Below are 15,153 nucleotides of genomic sequence, written 5' to 3'. Positions count from 1 at the left end.
GCATGGGTTGGTTCAGTCGCAAGGCCTGGGGTGTCGAGCACGCGGTCTTCGCCGCGGCATCGGCCGCCACCGTCGTCGGTGGAGTCTCGGGGAACGAGACACTGCAGAAGATCGCCAAACCGCTCATCGCACCGGCACTCGCCGTACGGGTGCTGCGCAGATCCCGCGAGAGCGACCGCACCGACACCGCGCTGCTGCTCGCCGGTCTCACCGCCGCCACCCTCGGCGACATCGCCATGATCCGTTCGGACGAGGATCGCCGGATCCTTGCCGGTGCGGGATGTTTCGGCGTCATGCAGACGGCCTACTCGGCGATACTCGCCCGGCACGGGGCACGTCTCTCCACGCCTGTCGCGGTGCAGCGCGCCGGAGCGCTCGCCGGCGCGGCCGGTCTGCTCGCCGCCCGCAACCAGTCCGTGGCGGCGCCGCTGACCGGATACGGTGCGCTGCTCGCCACCACTGCGACCCTCGCCGGCGATCCTGCTCTCGCACCGGGATCGCCCGTCCGTGCGGGTCTGCCGGTGCCGAATTCGGATCGGCGCAGTCTGCTCGGTCTCGGCGGCCTGATCTTCACGCTCTCCGACGGGTCCATCGTGGTACGCCGCACTCTGCTGAAGGACGAGAAGGCCCGCGCGGCTGCGGAAGGGCTCGTCCTGGTCACCTATGTCGCCGCGCAGCTGCTGCTCGTCGAAGGGCTGATCGCGCTGGCCCGTCGCACGCGCTGACGCCCGGCCGCCGCACTCACGGATAGAGCACGATCCGATCCCGGTCGAGGGGATCGACCCACACGCTCACGGTCTCCCCGGGAACGTAGCGGTGCAGGTCGCGGCGATTGACCTCGTAGACGACCGTGCCGCTGTAGGACTCCGAACCCGGCACCGTGAGTTCGAGATCGAGCCGGGTCAACTGACCGGTCGACGTCCGGTCCAGAGGGGTCGCGGAGCGGATGGTGGCCCACCCTTCGTAGCCCTCGCGTTCGATCCTGCGCATGGTCTTCGAACGGCGACCCGCGAACGCCAGGGACAGACCGAGCACGGTGCCGTACAGACAGACGAGGAAGACCACCTGGAAGCCCTCGGTGCCCGGCTCCGAGATCGGCAGGAACAGGTTCAACCACACCGCGAGAACGACGAGATATCCCACGGTGACGAACGCGACGGTGCTGACGATACGACGATTCATGGCTGCTCGGGTCCCAGCCTATCGCCGCGCGTTCCCTGCGGGGTACCACCGTGGTTAGGCTGGCGCCATGTCCGCTCCCCGTGTGGTCGTCACCGGTGCCGCCGCCGGAATCGGCCGCTCCACCGCCCTGCTCTTCGCCCGGCGTGGTTATCGCGTCGGCGCATTCGACATCGACGAGGCAGGTCTCATCAGCCTCGCCGGCGAAAGCGCGCCGATCACGGCGGGACAGCTCGTCACCGGGGTCCTGGACGTGACCGATGCCGACGCCTGGACCCGTGCGCTCGCCGGGTTCTGCGGAGACGGCGGGCTCGACATCCTCGTCAACAATGCCGGCCTCTTGTCGTCCGGCCCGTTCGAGGAGATCCCGGCGAGCCGGCACCGGCAGATCGTCGATGTCAACGTCACCGGAGTCGTCCTCGGATGCCATGCGGCATTCCCGTATCTCCGCGACACCCCCGGCGCGCAGATCGTGAACATGTGCTCGGCTTCGGCGCTCTACGGACAGCCCGATCTCGCCACCTACAGCGCCACCAAGTTCGCCGTGCGGGGCCTGACCGAGGCGCTGGAACTCGAATGGGCGCAGCACGACATCACGGTGACGGCGATGTGGCCGCTGTTCGTCGACACCCACATGGTCGACGGCATGGACATCGGTGCGCGCCGGTCGCTCGGTGTGAATCTCGGCGCCGACGACGTCGCCCGCGCCGTACTCGACGCGACCCGTCCCGGCCGGCGTTCCGGGCGGGTACACCGCCCGGTCGGCCGGCAGGCCACCGTGCTGTCCGCGCTCGCCCAGATCTCGCCCGGATGGGCGAACCGCCTGGTCAACCGCCGCCTGACAGGTCGCTGACGTCGGGTCGATAGAGTGACATCCGCACGTCGTCGGGAAGGGTGTTGCGTGAGAACTCGGATGTGGCCCATCGCAATCGTCGCGGGTGCGGCGCTGGTCGTCGCAGGTTGTGGAGGCTCCGCGGACGACGCGGAGACGGCGTCCGGAACGACGACGACCAGCAGCACGATCTCCTCGACGAGCCTCGCCCCGAGTCCGGTCGAGGAGACGACCACCCCGCCGTCGACCCCCGCACCTTCGTCCACTTCGGCGATCGCATCCGCGGAACCGGCTCCGCTCGTGGACGTCGAATACGAACGCAACGAGTCGTACTATTTCAGCAGTCCCGACGGTGCCTTCCAGTGCGGCATCGTCCGCCTGCCCACCCGCACCGAGGCCGGTTGTGAGGGTCCCACCGATCCGATCCCCCCGCGGCCCGACGACTGCATGGTCAACTGGGGACAGGGCATCCGCGTGCAGGACACCGGTGAAGGTGGCTTCGTGTGTTCCGGAGGGCCGGTCTACCTCTCGCCCGACGGCGTGAGCCCGGTGCTTCCGCCCGGATCGGAGCTGTCGCAGCTCGGCTACACGTGCTCCACCACCGAGGTCGACGTGACCTGCAGCAACGACACCACCGGCCACGGCTTCCGCGTCGCGCCGGATTCGAACGAAACGTTCTGATGGTGACCGACGAGCTCGCGACCCGACCCGAGGAGACAGCCGGACCCACCGAGTGGGGTGAGCATCCGCACGGTGTCGGACCCTGGACGGAGGAGTTCGGTACCGAGCCCCCCGACGACCCGCGGTACGACCCGGAACTGCTCGCCCACGGCGACCGGCGCAACGTCGTCGACGCCTACCGCTACTGGACCCGCGACGCGATCGTGCAGGACATCGACCGGCGGCGACACCCCCTGCACGTCGCCATCGAGAACTTCGCCCACGACGCGAACATCGGCACCGTCGTCCGGACCGCCAACGCGTTCGCCGTGGGCACCGTCCACATCGTCGGCCGACGGCGGTGGAATCGGCGTGGCGCGATGGTCACCGACCGCTACCAGCATCTTCTCCACCACCCCGATGTCGACGCGCTCGTCGCGTGGGCGGCCGAACAGGATCTCACCGTCGTCGCGGTGGACAACACCCCCGGTTCGGTGCGGCTGGAGACGGCGACGCTGCCCGAACGCTGCCTGCTGCTGTTCGGCCAGGAAGGCCCGGGCGTGACCGAACAGGCCCGGGAGGTTGCGTCGATGACCGTGTCGATCGCTCAGTTCGGCTCGACACGGTCCATCAATGCGGGGGTCGCGGCGGGCATCGCGATGCACGCGTGGATCCGCCAGCACGCCGACTTGTCGGGCGCCTGGTAACACCCGGCCCGTATTCCGGGATGAAAGTCGCGGACCGTCGTCGGGGCGGGACGCATGTCGGGCAGGTGGAGGGTGATGAACTCGGGGTCGGGAGAGAGGTCGGCTCGGGCCGCGGCCTCCCAGTGGTCGAATCGCGCCGATGCCGCTGAGGAAGCGGTGGTCTCGCGTCACGTACGTCGTCTCTGGTCGCTTCCGGGCACAGCGCTCGGGGTGGTCGGGTGGCCGGCCGTTCGTCGTGAACGGCTGTTCTTCACCTGGCACTACTGGTGGCAGGCGCATCTGATCGACACGGCCGTCGATGCCGCCGAGCGCGACGCCACCACGCGCCGTCGTCGTCGCGTCGTCCGGCTCGCACGCACCCACCGCATCCGCAACATCACCGGGTGGACGAACAACTACTTCGACGACATGGCGTGGCTCGGCCTGTCGCTCGAACGCGCCGAACGCCATCTGTACGTCGATCACCGCAGCGCGATCGCCACCCTCGTCGACGAACTCGTCGACGCGTGGCAGCCCGACCACGGAGGCGGTATCCCGTGGCGCCGGCACGACAACTTCTTCAACGCCCCCGCGAACGGCCCGGCAGCGCTGCTGCTCGCCCGCACTGGAAAGGTCTACCGCGCCCAGGAGATGGCCGACTGGATCCACGACAGCCTGCTCGATCCCGAGACCGGCCTCGTCTTCGACGGAATCCGCGACGGTGTGCATGAGCGGGCGATCTACAGCTACTGCCAGGGCGTGACGCTCGGCCTCGAGACGGAACTCGCGGTGCAACTCGACGATCCGCGGCACCGCCGGAGAGTCCATGCGCTCGTCGCCGCGGTGGACGACCATCTCACCGAGCGCAGTGTCGTCACCGGCGGGGGAGGAGGCGACGGCGGGCTGTTCAACGGCATCCTGGCTCGTTATCTCGCGATGGTCGCCACCACGCTGCCCGTCGTCGACAGCGAGGACGTGCGTGCCCGCAACGCCGCCGCCCGCATCGTGCTGGCGTCGGCGGAGGCGGCCTGGGAGAACCGCCTGCAGGTCGAGGAACTGCCCGTCTTCGGCCGCGACTGGTCCCGGCAGGCGCGTCTGCCGGGCCTGGGGCGATCGATCGCGCGGTCGACCGGCGGCAGCGTCCGCGAGTCGTCCGTGCCCGAGCGGGACATGTCGGTCCAGCTCGGCGGGTGGATGCTCATGGAAGCGGCCTACGCCGTCGCCGCGTCCCGGTCGTGACGTCTCCCCCCGGCCCCGAAGACGGAAGAAGGTGGATGACGGCCGCTCTGCGGGCCGCGCATCCACCTTTCCGGGTGTGCGAATGGCTGGTGCGAAGGTCTACGGAGTCTCGATGCGCTTGATCGGGGTGGTCGCGGCATCCGCCTCGACGACCGACGGTTCGGCGTTCTTCGCCGCGCGACGCGAGGCCAGCACGCGCTTGCCGACCTCGGTGAAGATGGGGATGACCGAGACGAACACGATCAGCAGGAAGATGATGTCGATGTTGTCGGCGATGAAGCCGATCTGGCCCAGCAGGTAACCGAGCAGGGTCACACCCGCGCCCCACACGATGCCGCCGATGATGTTGTAGGTGATGAACACCCGGTAGGGCATCTTCGCGGCGCCCGCGACGAGCGGGGCGTAGGTACGCACGATCGGCACGAAACGCGCGAGGAAGATCATCGCGGGTCCGTGACGGAGGAAGAACTTGTGGGCCTCGTCGATGTAGGCCTGCTTGAAGAGCTTCGCATCTTCCTTGAAGAGTCTGGTGCCGCCCTTCGCGCCGATGAAGTAGCCGACCTGGTCACCGAGAACCGCGGCGATCGGGATCGTCACCATCAGCACCCACAGCGGGGCGAACGGCTCGACCTCCGTCGACTTCGACGCCGCGATCAGACCGGCGGTGAACAGCAGGGAGTCGCCGGGCAGCAGCGGGAACAGCAGCCCGGACTCGACGAACACCACCACCAGAAGCCCGATGAGCATCCAGGTGCCGAACGAATTGAGCAGATTGACAGGATCCAGAAACCCCGGCAGTAGGGCCAGATTGGTCACGGACTCCGAGGCTTCGAGCACAGTCACGCGGTCCAGGGTACCGGCGGGGGCAACGTCTTCCCGAATTCCGACCCGCCACCCGGGACGGCCCGAGTATCGAACGAACCCGTCACTTGACATACTGCAAGGACAACCCGGGCACCCGCCACATCCCGGTGGTGTGCCGATCGACTCTCATCTGGAGGACAGCCGCTGTGCCTATCGCGACTCCCGAGGTCTACGCCGAGATGCTGGCCCGCGCCAAGGAGCACTCCTTCGCGTTCCCGGCGATCAACTGCACCTCGTCCGAAACGATCAACGCCGCCATCAAGGGCTTCGCGGATGCGGGCAGCGACGGCATCATCCAGTTCTCGACCGGTGGGGCCGAATTCGGCTCGGGCCTGGGTGTCAAGGACATGGTGACGGGCGCTGTCGCCCTTGCCGAGTTCGCGCACGTCGTTGCCGAGAAGTACGACGTGACGATCGCTCTGCACACCGACCACTGCCCCAAGGACAAGCTCGACGGCTTCGTCCGTCCGCTCATCGCCATCTCCCAGGAGCGGGTGAACAACGGACAGAATCCGCTGTTCCAGTCGCACATGTGGGACGGCTCGGCGGTCCCCATCGACGAGAACCTCGAGATCGCACAGGAACTCCTCGCTGCCGCGAAGGCCGCGAAGATCATCCTCGAGATCGAGATCGGTGTCGTCGGCGGTGAAGAGGACGGCGTCGAGAACGCCATCAACGACAAGCTCTACACCTCCGTCGAGGACTTCGAGAAGACCGTCGACGCACTCGGTGCCGGCGACAAGGGTCAGTACCTGCTGGCCGCGACGTTCGGCAACGTCCACGGCGTGTACAAGCCGGGCAACGTCAAGCTCAAGCCGTCCGTGCTCGCCGAGGGTCAGGCCGTCGCGTCGCGCAAGCTCGGTCTCCCCGAGGGCTCGAAGCCGTTCGACCTCGTCTTCCACGGTGGCTCGGGCTCGCTGAAGTCGGAGATCGACGAGTCGCTGAGCTACGGCGTCGTGAAGATGAACGTCGACACCGACACGCAGTACGCGTTCACCCGCCCGATCGCCGGGCACATGTTCACCAACTACGACGGTGTGCTCAAGATCGACGGCGAGGTCGGCAACAAGAAGGTCTACGACCCGCGCAGCTACCTGAAGAAGGCCGAGGCCTCGATGACCCAGCGTGTCATCGAAGCCTGCAACGACCTCAAGTCGGCAGGACGCTCGGTCTCGGCTCGATAGGACCGATCCGACACACGACAGGGGCGCCGACGTTCTCGTCGGCGCCCTTTCGCGATTCCGATCGGTGCGCAGTCCCGTCGTGCCGGGCCGGGCGCGTCGTGCCGGGCCGGGCGCGAACGACGACTGCCGCACGTCCGGGCAGCGCGCCTATTCGCTGCACACCTTCCATTCCTCGCCCACGAGTTCGAGATCGAACGTGCGGTCGGTGACGTCGGACGGGCTGTTCGTCGTGTGCGCGGTGACCTGGGCGATGGCGTTGTTCTCGGTGATCTGGACGCGATCGACGCTCGTCACCACCGGGATCTCGCCCTGTTCCACCGCGAGCCGGTGGATCTCGCGGAAGTCCTCCGGATCGACCGAGGCGTAGAAGTCGGCGAGGCCTCCGCATGTGGACGCCCGCAAGGCGTCGAGGTCCCCTGCCTCGAGCGCTCCGACGAAGGTGTCGATGCTCGCCCGGATCCGGCTCTCGGGCGAGTCGTCCGCGCGCTGCTGCAGGAACACGAACGCCACGGCCGCGACCACGGCCACGACCAGGACGGCTCCACCGGCCGCGACGAGCCGCCGTCCGCGTCTCGTGTCGCGTGCCGGGGGGATGCGTGTGGGGGTGGGCTGGATGGTGACGCGGGCGGGCTCGGGCTGGGCCGGTGGCCTCTCGGTGCGCGGGGGGATTCGCTGGGGCGGTGCCTTGGGGACGTGACTGCGCACCGGGATCTGCACCGTGGGTGCCTCGGCGGGGCCGGGCGCGACGACGGGGAGGGCGACGGTCTCGGCGGCACTCCCGTCGATGCTGCGTGTCTCGGCTTCCTCCTCGACCCGGTTCTCGGCCGTGCCGTCGCTGCGTTCGTCACCGCTCTCGTCACGGTCTTCGTCACCGCTCTCGGTGCTGTGTCCGTCACCGCTCTCGATGTGGGGGACATCGAGGCTCTCGTCCGCACCGGCCGGAGAGGCTGCAGGTTCCCGGCCCGCTGCCCCGCCCTCGGGATCGACGGGACTCGGATCCTGTGCGACGACCTCGTTCGTCGCGACGTCGTCTGCCGCGTCGACGCTGGGGGTCGTCGAAGTCTTCTCGGGTGTCTCTTCGTTCTTCGGGTCCGACAACGTGCTGCACCTCGCTCGACGGCCTGCGGTTACCCGGGGACTCTATCCAGCCTCCGAGCGCGGAGGGCAGAATGGCCCTCATGACGTCTTTCGGTGATCTTCTCGGCCCGCAGCCCACCTTGCTTCCCGGCGACGACGAGGCGGAGTCGGCCCTGCTGAACAACGAGGATCCGGCGAAGGTCGCAGCCGACCATCCCACCGCCTCGATCGCATGGGCCCATCTCGCCGAGGCCGCGCTCGACCGGGGCGAAACCATCCAGGCCTATGCCTACGCGCGCACCGGATATCACCGCGGTCTCGACCAGTTGCGCCGCAACGGATGGAAGGGTTTCGGTCCCGTCCCCTACAGCCACGAACCCAACCGCGGTTTCCTGCGCTGCGTCGCTGTGCTCGCCCGCGCCGCGAAACTGATCGGTGAGGCGGACGAGCACGCCCGCTGCCTCGACCTGCTCGAGGACTGCGATCCGCGGGCAGCGGAAGCTCTCGGCGTCGAATAGACGCCGCTGAATGTTCGCGGCGAACAGGCGCCGGCCCACCCGTCAGGAGGTTCGTCAGCGCCTGGAGGATTCGGTCGGGCGTCTGCGTTCGTCCGCGCTGCCCATCGTGCAGTGCGCACTCGCGGCGGGACTGGCGTGGTGGGTGGCGAAGGATCTCGTCGGCCACAGCCAGCCCTTCTTCGCGCCGATCGCCGCCGTCGTGTCGCTCGGCCTGTCGCTCGGGGCGCGGATGCGGCGTTCCGTCGAGCTGGTCTGCGGTGTCACCGTCGGTATCGGGGTGGGCGACCTGATCGTCTCCCTGATCGGCAGCGGGCCGTGGCAGATCGCTCTGGTGGTGATGATGGCGATGGGTACCGCCGTGGCGATCAACAGCGGTCCGATCTTCTCGATGCAGGCAGGAAACTCTGCGGTGCTCGTCGCCACCCTCCTGCCGCCGGGCGACGCGGGAGGCGTGGACCGGATGGTCGACGCCCTCGTGGGCGGGCTCATGGGGATCGCCGTCGTCGCGCTCGTTCCCACCCATCCGGTGCGGCGCGCCCGCCGCAACGCTGCCGAGATCCTCGCCACCGCGAGCGAGGTGTTGCGCAAGGTCGAGACCGGTCTCGTCGAGAACAACCCGAAACCGATCGAGGAGGCGCTGCGGCAGGCCCGCGCGACACAGCCTGCGATCGACGCGATGCGATCCCATCTCAAGGGCGGCAGGGAGATCAGCCGGATCTCGCCGCTGTACTGGAACAGCCGAAAGCGTCTGGCGGTGCTGACGGCTGCCGCGGATCCCATCGATCACGCCATGCGCAACATCCGCGTCCTCGCCCGACGTGCGTTGACCCTCGTCCGCGACGACGAGATCCTCGACCCGCGACTGGTGAACCGTTTCGTCGAAGTCGCCGACGCGGTGGACGTCCTCCGGGAGATGGTGCTGGCCGAGCCGGGGGAGCAGCCCGATCAGGCCGAGGCCGCGCGGGTGTTGCGCAGTGTGGCGAAGAAGATGGATCCGGAACTGGTCGCGGATGCAGGTGTCTCGGCGACCGTCGTGTTCGCTCAGATGAGGTCGCTGATCGTCGATCTGCTGCAGACCGCCGGACTCAAGCGGATCTCCGCGATCGCGACTCTTCCTCCCACCGTCGAGCATCCGGCATACGAACCGGAGAACTGACTCCCGATCCGCAACGTCTGCGTGGCTGTTGATACATATGCGCATTCATGCATACGATGTCCGGAGGTTTCGGAGAGGGAGAGCGATGAGTTCGGGTCACGGGCACTCACACGGCGTCGGCCACGGGCACGGCCGGGGCGCAGGCCCCACGCGTGCCGTCATTCGGCGCATGGCTGTCGCACTGGGCATCCTCGCGGCGTTCTTCGTGCTCGAGGTCGTCGTCGGTGTCCTGATCGGATCCCTTGCACTGCTCGCCGACGCCGGCCACATGCTCACCGACATCGTCGGGGTCTCGATGGGCATGGTGGCGCTGATCCTCGCCCGCCGGGGAAGCGCCGCGGCCTCGCGGACCTTCGGCTGGCACCGCGCCGAAGTCCTCACCGCCATGGTCAACGCGGTGCTGCTGCTCGGGGTCGCGGGCTGGGTCTTCTACGAAGCGATCGACCGCATCGGCGACACCCCGGAACTTCCCGGCCTGCCCATGATCGTCACCGCCCTCGCGGGTCTGGCCGCCAACATCGTCGTGATGCTCATGCTCCGATCCGACGCGAAGGACAGTCTCGCGGTGCGCGGCGCCTACATGGAGGTGCTCGCCGATGCCGTCGGATCGGTCGGCGTCCTGATCGCGGGCGCTCTCGTCATGATCTTCGGGTGGAGCCTGGCCGACGTCGTCGTCGGCGTGCTCATCTCCCTGTGGGTCGTGCCGCGCGCCCTGCGACTGGCCGCGGAGTCGCTGCGGATTCTCACCCAGACCTCGCCCGCACATCTCGACGTCGACCTCCTGCGCACCGACCTGCTCGCCCTACCCGGGGTGTGCGGCGTGCACGACCTGCACGTGTGGACGCTCACGACCGGAATGGACGTCGCGACCGTCCACCTCGTCAGTGACCACGACCCGCAGTGGATCCTCGATTCCGCTCGCACGACGCTCTCGTCGCACGGGCTCGAACACGCCACGGTGCAGGTCGAGTCGACGGTCGACGGCACGCAGTGCGAGAAGGACGTGACGTGGTGATTCCCCCGCCCATCATCACGGCGAGTTCGAGACCGCTGAGAGTGACGACGAGGGTTCAGCGCCGCCTCCAGCGCGTGACGATGATGCACGACCCTCTCGACCCGCGTCCCCTCCCACTGGAAGATGCCGATCTCGGCGGTCGCCAGGGTCGGCCACGGCAGTAGCAGGCGCCGGGCCCATTCGGATGAAATTCCGTCAGCAGCGTGTTCTGCCGGAACGAATAATCCAGCGCTGGAGGCCGGTCGACCAGACCCCTGGAAGCCCCTCGGACGTCGGGACCCCGGACAGATAGTGCTTCAGCTGGATGCCACCGCCGACGAGGTGGTCCCATTGCTCCGGGCACGCGGCCTGTACCGGCACGAACACGAGACCTCGACGCTGCGCGACCACTTCCGGACGGCGGAGCCGATTCGCGACGAGGCCCTGCATGCGGTGAGCTGAGCGCAGCCGAAGCCGCACGGCGACGGCAGGGTCAGTGCAGACGCAACGTCCACCGACCCGGCCGACCGTGCAACCGGACGACGTCCAGCGGCCGCACGTCGACCCGCCAGAACGCGGTCGCCGGAGCGTCGAGAGCACACACCGTCGCGGCCCGGACCACCGAGGGGTGTGTCACCGCTGCGACGCGTTCGTAACCGTCGTCCTGTGCTGCCAGCCAGTCGTAGACCCGGCCGAGCAGGTCTTCGACGGATTCGCCGCCGTGCGGTGCCGTTGCCGGATCGGTCAGCCACGCCGCCAACTCGCTCTCGGGTACGTCGTCCATCGCAGTTCCGGCCCACGTGCCGTAGTCGAGCTCGCGTAGAGCGGGTTCGACCTCGGCGGCGAACCCGAAGGCGTGGACGGTGCCGACCGTGCGCCGCTCCGGTGCAGACACCCACCGGTCGACGACCGGTGCGGAGGCGCGGTCGAATTCGCGTCGGCCTCTTTCCGAGATCGGCTCGTCGCGGGGGAATCGGGCTTGCTCCGTCGCAAGCGTGGATGCGTGTGCGAGGAGGAACAATCGAGTCATGGTAGGTATGTCCTTTCCGCTTGACATCGTCGACCGGGCGGTGCGAAGGTTCGTCCGGTAACGATGTGCCGAGGTGTAGGCAATCCGGTGTGAGACCGGAGCGGTCGCGCCACTGTAACCGGAGAACACGAGGTCTCCGGAAGCCAGAAAACTCCCGCGGTACATGACGGAATCGAATGGGACGCGAAATCCCTGGAGGATTGTCATGGCTGTTGCTCATACGCCAGACGAGTCGCTCGGCTCTGCCGCAGTCGCTCTCGCCGCAGTGATCGTGGCGACATTTCTCGTTCTCTATCCGGCCGGATTCGATCGGGGCGCGATCTCGCGCACCGGGATGTTCATGCACGAACTGATGCACGACGGCCGGCACTTGCTCGGTCTTCCGTGCCATTGAGAACGGGGACCACGATGCTTGGAAACCACATCCAGTTGCTGTGCAGGGGCCTGCTCGCCGGCCTTGTTGCGGGTCTGCTCGCACTCGGTGCCCTCTACGCGTCCGTCCTGCACTTCGCGCGTCGTCTCACCGACATGCCGGGCTGGGAGCTCGGATTGTTCGGAGCGGCCGGGGCGTGGCTCGCGATCGAGGCCGTCCCCTTCCTGAAGTACCCGGCGAACCCACCGGCAGTGGGTGATCCCGACACGATCAACGAACCCACCCTGCTGTGGCTCGCCTCGGTCGTCCTCGGACTCGTCGCGATCGTAGTCGCCGTGGCGGTGGCCAAGGCACTCGCCACCCAGGATCTGCACACCGTGCGTATCGCAGGTCCGGCCTTCGCATTCCTCGTCGTGGTGGGCCTCGGCTATCTCGTGCTGCCGAGCGTCGACGAGGTCGGGGAAGGCTTCCCCTCAACGTTGTCGTGGGAATTCCGGGCCGCGTCGTTCGCCGTGCAGCTCGGCCTGTGGGCGGCGCTGGGTGTGGTCCTCGCGTACCTCACCGAACGCGCATCCCGTCGTACGCCGATCGCTGCCTGACGACGTGGGAGCGGGTCTGCTCGTCGCCGGGACCACCTCGGATGCGGGAAAGTCCGTGGTCGTCACCGGGATATGCCGGTCCTTGTCCCGCCGTGGCCTGAAGGTCGCGCCGTTCAAGGCACAGAACATGTCGAACAACTCGATGGTGACGAGTGCCGGCGCCGAGATCGGGCGTGCCCAGTGGGTCCAGGCGGTCGCCGCCCGCGTAGAGCCCGAACCGGCGATGAATCCGGTGCTGCTGAAACCGGGCAGTGACCGCCGGAGCCATGTCGTGGTGCTCGGGCGACCGGCAGGGACCCTCGAGTCCGGTGAATTCGCCGGTGGACGGCGTCATCTCGCAGAATCCGCCTTCGCCGCCTTCGACGACCTGCGGTCCCGGTTCGATGTGGTGGTCTGCGAAGGCGCGGGGAGTGCCGCGGAGATCAACCTGCGCTCCCACGACTACGTGAACATGGGTCTGGCGCGACACGGATCCCTGCCCACCATCGTCGTCGGCGACATCGACCGCGGCGGTGTGTTCGCGTCGATGTACGGCACGCTGGCACTGCTCGATCCTGCCGACCAGCAGTTGATCCGCGGCTTCGTGATCAACAAGTTCCGGGGAGAGGTCTCGCTCCTGAAACCCGGACTGGATTCGCTCGAACAACTCACCGGCCGCCCGGCACTGGGCGTGCTGCCCTGGCAACGCGATCTGTGGCTCGACTCCGAGGATTCGCTCGCCCTCACCTCCCGTCCCGCGCACGACGGCGACGGCGCTGTGACCATCGGCGTCGTGATGTTGCCGCGCGTCAGCAACTTCACGGACGTCGACGCGTTGTGTCTGGAGCCGGACGTGCGGGTTCGTTTCGTCGACGATCCTCGGGCACTCGTCGGAGCCGATGTGGTGATCGTGCCCGGAACCCGCGCGACCCTGGCGGATCTCGCGTGGCTTCGTTCGCGGGGTCTCGACACCGCGATCGTCGAACACGCGAGCCGGGGATACCCGGTCCTCGGCATCTGCGGGGGGTTCCAGATGCTCGGCACACGCATCGACGACCCGCACGGTGTCGAAGGTGTGGCCGGCGCGAGCGCGACCGGCCTCGGACTGCTCCCGGTGCGAACCACATTCGGCCCCGAGAAGGTTCTGCGATTACCCAGGGGTGCGGCGTTGGATGCGGCTGCCTCCGGATACGAGATCCATCACGGACGCATCACTGTCGACGGCGGCACGGATTTCCTCGGTGGCACCCGTGTGGGTTCGGTGTTCGGCACCATGTGGCACGGCGCCCTCGAAGGGGACGCTCTGCGTCGGGCGTGGCTGCGCGAGGTCGCTGCGGCGATGGACCGCGAGATCCGTACCGGCGAGGTGAGTTTCCCGGCTGCACGCGAATCCCGGATCGAGGCACTCGCCGATCTCGTCGACGAGTACCTCGACATGGATTCCCTGCTCGGCATGCTGTCCGACGAGCGGACCCTGCCGGTGCTGACGGGGACTCTGCGGTGACGGTCCTGATCCTGGGCGGAACCGGTGAAGCACGCGCGCTCGCCGCGGCTCTGGACGACGACGCGATCGAGTTCGAGTCCTCGCTCGCAGGCCGGGTCCGCAACCCGCGCCTGCCCGTCGGCCCGGTGCGCATCGGAGGGTTCGGTGGCGCCGAGGGCCTCGCCCGGTACCTGAACGAGCGCGGCATCCGAGCCGTCGTCGACGCCACCCATCCGTTCGCTGCCGGCATCAGTACGAACGCCGCTGGGGCATGCGCCGCCGCAGACGTGCCGTTGCTGCGTCTGCAGCGACCCGGCTGGCACGACCGGCACGGTCGATGGACATGGGCCGACGACCACCATGCCGCCGCGAATGCCGCCGCGACCGGCCGGCGGATCTTCCTCAGCACGGGACGGCAGACTCTCGACCGCTTCGTCGGACCGCTCGCTGCGCACGACGTGCTCGTCCGCGTCGTGGACCCGCCCGCGATCGAACTGCCACCGGACTGGTCCGTGCTGCTCGGACGCGGCCCCTACGGCAGGGAAGAAGAACGGAGTCTATTGCTCGACAACAGGATCGACACCCTCGTCACGAAGGACTCGGGTGGTGCGCTCACGCGCGGGAAACTCGACGCCGCAGACGAGTTGGGCGTGCGCGTGATCGTCGTGCGCCGGCCTGCCACACCCCGCGGGGTCGCCACGGTGGATTCCGTGGCGACGGCGCGGGACTGGGTTCTCCGGGTCGCGGAGGTCAGACCTGCGGACCTTCGGAGCGCAGATCGTCGACCTTCTTCATGGCCTCCCGCAGCTCACTGAGCCACTGTTCGGAGTGCTGTCCGGCGAGCCGGACGGTCCATTTCAGTGCGTCCGAACGAGACCGTGCCACACCCGCGTCGACGAGGGTGTCGAGAACCTTCCGCTCGGGCTGCCGCAACCGCGTCATCACGGGTACGGCGAGGTGGGTGAACAGGACGGTGCGGTCACCGGCCGTCACTCCCCACGCCACTTTGCGGCCGTAACGGGCTTCGGCCTCGTCGGCGATCCGCATCCGGTCGGCGCGTGTGGTCTCGCGAAATCGAGCGATCCGTCCGTCGATCTCGGTGTCACTCGTGCCGTCGGGCACCTCGAGGGGACCGACGACGACGATCTCTTCCCTGTCGATGTCGATGGCGGGCGGTCCGGAGAACCAGTCCTCGGGAAGTCTGCCGGCGAACCACTCGCCGGCATCGCCCGCGTCGGGCACATCGGCCTGCTGCCAGCCGCCCGGCCGTCCGAATCCGTGGATATGTGAATGTCGCATG

General features: G+C 68.1%; 18 protein-coding genes and 1 pseudogene. 14 read left to right on the top strand and 5 right to left on the bottom strand.

The window, feature by feature from the left end:
- The first annotated feature begins 2 nt into the window (after positions 1-2).
- A complete protein-coding gene (locus tag MOM01_RS07220) occupies positions 3-725 on the top strand; it encodes a lysoplasmalogenase family protein (protein WP_241384733.1) in 723 nt (240 codons plus the stop codon).
- 16 nt (positions 726-741) lie between these two features.
- Here the strand turns inward: MOM01_RS07220 and MOM01_RS07215 are convergent, their stop codons facing one another.
- Positions 742-1,182 carry a hypothetical protein gene (locus tag MOM01_RS07215; protein ID WP_241384732.1) on the bottom strand — a complete coding sequence of 147 codons (441 nt, stop codon included), beginning with the start codon at positions 1,180-1,182 and terminating at the stop codon, positions 742-744.
- Between the two features lie 67 nt (positions 1,183-1,249).
- Between MOM01_RS07215 and MOM01_RS07210 the strand changes: the two genes are divergently transcribed.
- The 4 genes from MOM01_RS07210 to MOM01_RS07195 all read left to right on the top strand — a co-directional run bounded on the left by MOM01_RS07210 (position 1,250) and on the right by MOM01_RS07195 (position 4,596).
- Positions 1,250-2,032 (top strand): SDR family oxidoreductase, encoded by a 783-nt coding sequence (locus MOM01_RS07210; RefSeq protein WP_241384731.1) that lies wholly within the window; start codon positions 1,250-1,252, stop codon positions 2,030-2,032.
- A 60-nt stretch (positions 2,033-2,092) separates the two neighbouring features.
- Positions 2,093-2,692 carry a hypothetical protein gene (locus MOM01_RS07205; protein WP_241385109.1) on the top strand — a complete coding sequence of 200 codons (600 nt, stop codon included), beginning with the start codon at positions 2,093-2,095 and terminating at the stop codon, positions 2,690-2,692.
- On the top strand, positions 2,692-3,378 hold the full coding sequence (locus MOM01_RS07200; protein ID WP_241384730.1) for a TrmH family RNA methyltransferase: 687 nt from the start codon (positions 2,692-2,694) through the stop codon (positions 3,376-3,378). Before MOM01_RS07205 ends, MOM01_RS07200 begins: the two co-directional genes overlap by 1 nt.
- Positions 3,379-3,453: 75 nt before the next feature.
- Positions 3,454-4,596, top strand: a complete 1,143-nt coding sequence (locus tag MOM01_RS07195) for a glycoside hydrolase family 76 protein (RefSeq protein WP_241384729.1) — start codon at positions 3,454-3,456, stop codon at positions 4,594-4,596.
- 99 nt (positions 4,597-4,695) lie between these two features.
- Here MOM01_RS07195 and MOM01_RS07190 read toward each other — a convergent pair whose 3' ends face one another.
- Positions 4,696-5,439: a VTT domain-containing protein gene (locus tag MOM01_RS07190; protein ID WP_241384728.1), complete on the bottom strand. Its 744-nt coding sequence runs from the start codon at positions 5,437-5,439 to the stop codon at positions 4,696-4,698.
- A gap of 167 nt (positions 5,440-5,606) precedes the next feature.
- On the opposite strand from MOM01_RS07190, the gene fbaA reads away from it, so the two are divergent.
- The gene (gene fbaA / locus MOM01_RS07185) at positions 5,607-6,644 is read left to right on the top strand and encodes a class II fructose-bisphosphate aldolase (protein ID WP_241384727.1); all 1,038 of its coding nucleotides are present in this window, start codon (positions 5,607-5,609) and stop codon (positions 6,642-6,644) included.
- 147 nt (positions 6,645-6,791) lie between these two features.
- On the opposite strand, the gene MOM01_RS07180 is transcribed toward fbaA, so the two are convergent.
- A complete protein-coding gene (locus tag MOM01_RS07180; RefSeq protein WP_241384726.1) occupies positions 6,792-7,742 on the bottom strand; it encodes an Rv0361 family membrane protein in 951 nt (316 codons plus the stop codon).
- Positions 7,743-7,822: 80 nt separating this feature from the next.
- Here MOM01_RS07180 and MOM01_RS07175 point away from each other — a divergent pair, with 80 nt between their 5' ends.
- The 4 genes from MOM01_RS07175 (at position 7,823) to MOM01_RS07160 (ending at position 10,851) form a co-directional block, all read left to right on the top strand.
- Entirely contained in the window at positions 7,823-8,239 is a 417-nt protein-coding gene (locus tag MOM01_RS07175) for a DUF3151 domain-containing protein (protein WP_241384725.1), read from the top strand.
- 10 nt (positions 8,240-8,249) lie between these two features.
- Positions 8,250-9,395 carry an FUSC family protein gene (locus tag MOM01_RS07170; protein ID WP_241384724.1) on the top strand — a complete coding sequence of 382 codons (1,146 nt, stop codon included), beginning with the start codon at positions 8,250-8,252 and terminating at the stop codon, positions 9,393-9,395.
- Between the two features lie 85 nt (positions 9,396-9,480).
- Positions 9,481-10,410 (top strand): cation diffusion facilitator family transporter, encoded by a 930-nt coding sequence (locus MOM01_RS07165; RefSeq protein WP_241384723.1) that lies wholly within the window; start codon positions 9,481-9,483, stop codon positions 10,408-10,410.
- A 291-nt stretch (positions 10,411-10,701) separates the two neighbouring features.
- Complete coding sequence (locus tag MOM01_RS07160; RefSeq protein ID WP_241384722.1) at positions 10,702-10,851, top strand: hypothetical protein; 150 nt, start codon at positions 10,702-10,704, stop codon at positions 10,849-10,851.
- 31 nt (positions 10,852-10,882) lie between these two features.
- Here MOM01_RS07160 and MOM01_RS07155 read toward each other — a convergent pair whose 3' ends face one another.
- On the bottom strand, positions 10,883-11,419 hold the full coding sequence (locus MOM01_RS07155; RefSeq protein WP_241384721.1) for a histidine phosphatase family protein: 537 nt from the start codon (positions 11,417-11,419) through the stop codon (positions 10,883-10,885).
- 205 nt (positions 11,420-11,624) lie between these two features.
- On the opposite strand from MOM01_RS07155, the gene MOM01_RS07150 reads away from it, so the two are divergent.
- The 4 genes and pseudogenes from MOM01_RS07150 (at position 11,625) to MOM01_RS07135 (ending at position 14,668) form a co-directional block, all read left to right on the top strand.
- On the top strand, positions 11,625-11,813 hold the full coding sequence (locus MOM01_RS07150; RefSeq protein WP_241384720.1) for a CbtB domain-containing protein: 189 nt from the start codon (positions 11,625-11,627) through the stop codon (positions 11,811-11,813).
- Between the two features lie 53 nt (positions 11,814-11,866).
- Positions 11,867-12,391: pseudogene (locus MOM01_RS07145) on the top strand (CbtA family protein); the annotation flags it as partial.
- 4 nt (positions 12,392-12,395) lie between these two features.
- A complete protein-coding gene (locus tag MOM01_RS07140; RefSeq protein WP_241384718.1) occupies positions 12,396-13,874 on the top strand; it encodes a cobyric acid synthase in 1,479 nt (492 codons plus the stop codon).
- Positions 13,871-14,668, top strand: coding sequence for a cobalt-precorrin-6A reductase (locus MOM01_RS07135; RefSeq protein ID WP_241384717.1), 798 nt, complete (start codon positions 13,871-13,873; stop codon positions 14,666-14,668). The genes MOM01_RS07140 and MOM01_RS07135 overlap by 4 nt, the downstream gene beginning before the upstream one ends.
- Here MOM01_RS07135 and MOM01_RS07130 read toward each other — a convergent pair.
- Entirely contained in the window at positions 14,604-15,152 is a 549-nt protein-coding gene (locus MOM01_RS07130) for a hypothetical protein (RefSeq protein ID WP_241384716.1), read from the bottom strand. The genes MOM01_RS07135 and MOM01_RS07130 overlap by 65 nt on opposite strands.
- Between the last annotated feature and the right edge of the window lies 1 nt (position 15,153).

This window comes from Rhodococcus sp. CH91 (genome assembly GCF_022554085.1).
Classification (GTDB): Bacteria; Actinomycetota; Actinomycetes; order Mycobacteriales; family Mycobacteriaceae; genus Rhodococcus.
This window is presented reverse-complemented; position numbering and strand designations above follow the sequence as displayed.

Bases quoted from the DNA above. Each gene is read 5' to 3' on its own strand.
- MOM01_RS07220 (WP_241384733.1), top strand. From the start codon at position 3: ATGGGTTGGTTCAGTCGCAAGGCCTGGGGTGTCGAGCACGCGGTCTTC.
- MOM01_RS07215 (WP_241384732.1), bottom strand. From the start codon at position 1,182: ATGAATCGTCGTATCGTCAGCACCGTCGCGTTCGTCACCGTGGGATAT.
- MOM01_RS07210 (WP_241384731.1), top strand. From the start codon at position 1,250: ATGTCCGCTCCCCGTGTGGTCGTCACCGGTGCCGCCGCCGGAATCGGC.
- MOM01_RS07205 (WP_241385109.1), top strand. From the start codon at position 2,093: ATGTGGCCCATCGCAATCGTCGCGGGTGCGGCGCTGGTCGTCGCAGGT.
- MOM01_RS07200 (WP_241384730.1), top strand. From the start codon at position 2,692: ATGGTGACCGACGAGCTCGCGACCCGACCCGAGGAGACAGCCGGACCC.
- MOM01_RS07195 (WP_241384729.1), top strand. From the start codon at position 3,454: ATGAACTCGGGGTCGGGAGAGAGGTCGGCTCGGGCCGCGGCCTCCCAG.
- MOM01_RS07175 (WP_241384725.1), top strand. From the start codon at position 7,823: ATGACGTCTTTCGGTGATCTTCTCGGCCCGCAGCCCACCTTGCTTCCC.
- MOM01_RS07170 (WP_241384724.1), top strand. From the start codon at position 8,250: ATGTTCGCGGCGAACAGGCGCCGGCCCACCCGTCAGGAGGTTCGTCAG.
- MOM01_RS07165 (WP_241384723.1), top strand. From the start codon at position 9,481: ATGAGTTCGGGTCACGGGCACTCACACGGCGTCGGCCACGGGCACGGC.
- MOM01_RS07155 (WP_241384721.1), bottom strand. From the start codon at position 11,419: ATGACTCGATTGTTCCTCCTCGCACACGCATCCACGCTTGCGACGGAG.
- MOM01_RS07150 (WP_241384720.1), top strand. From the start codon at position 11,625: ATGGCTGTTGCTCATACGCCAGACGAGTCGCTCGGCTCTGCCGCAGTC.
- MOM01_RS07130 (WP_241384716.1), bottom strand. From the start codon at position 15,152: ATGCGACATTCACATATCCACGGATTCGGACGGCCGGGCGGCTGGCAG.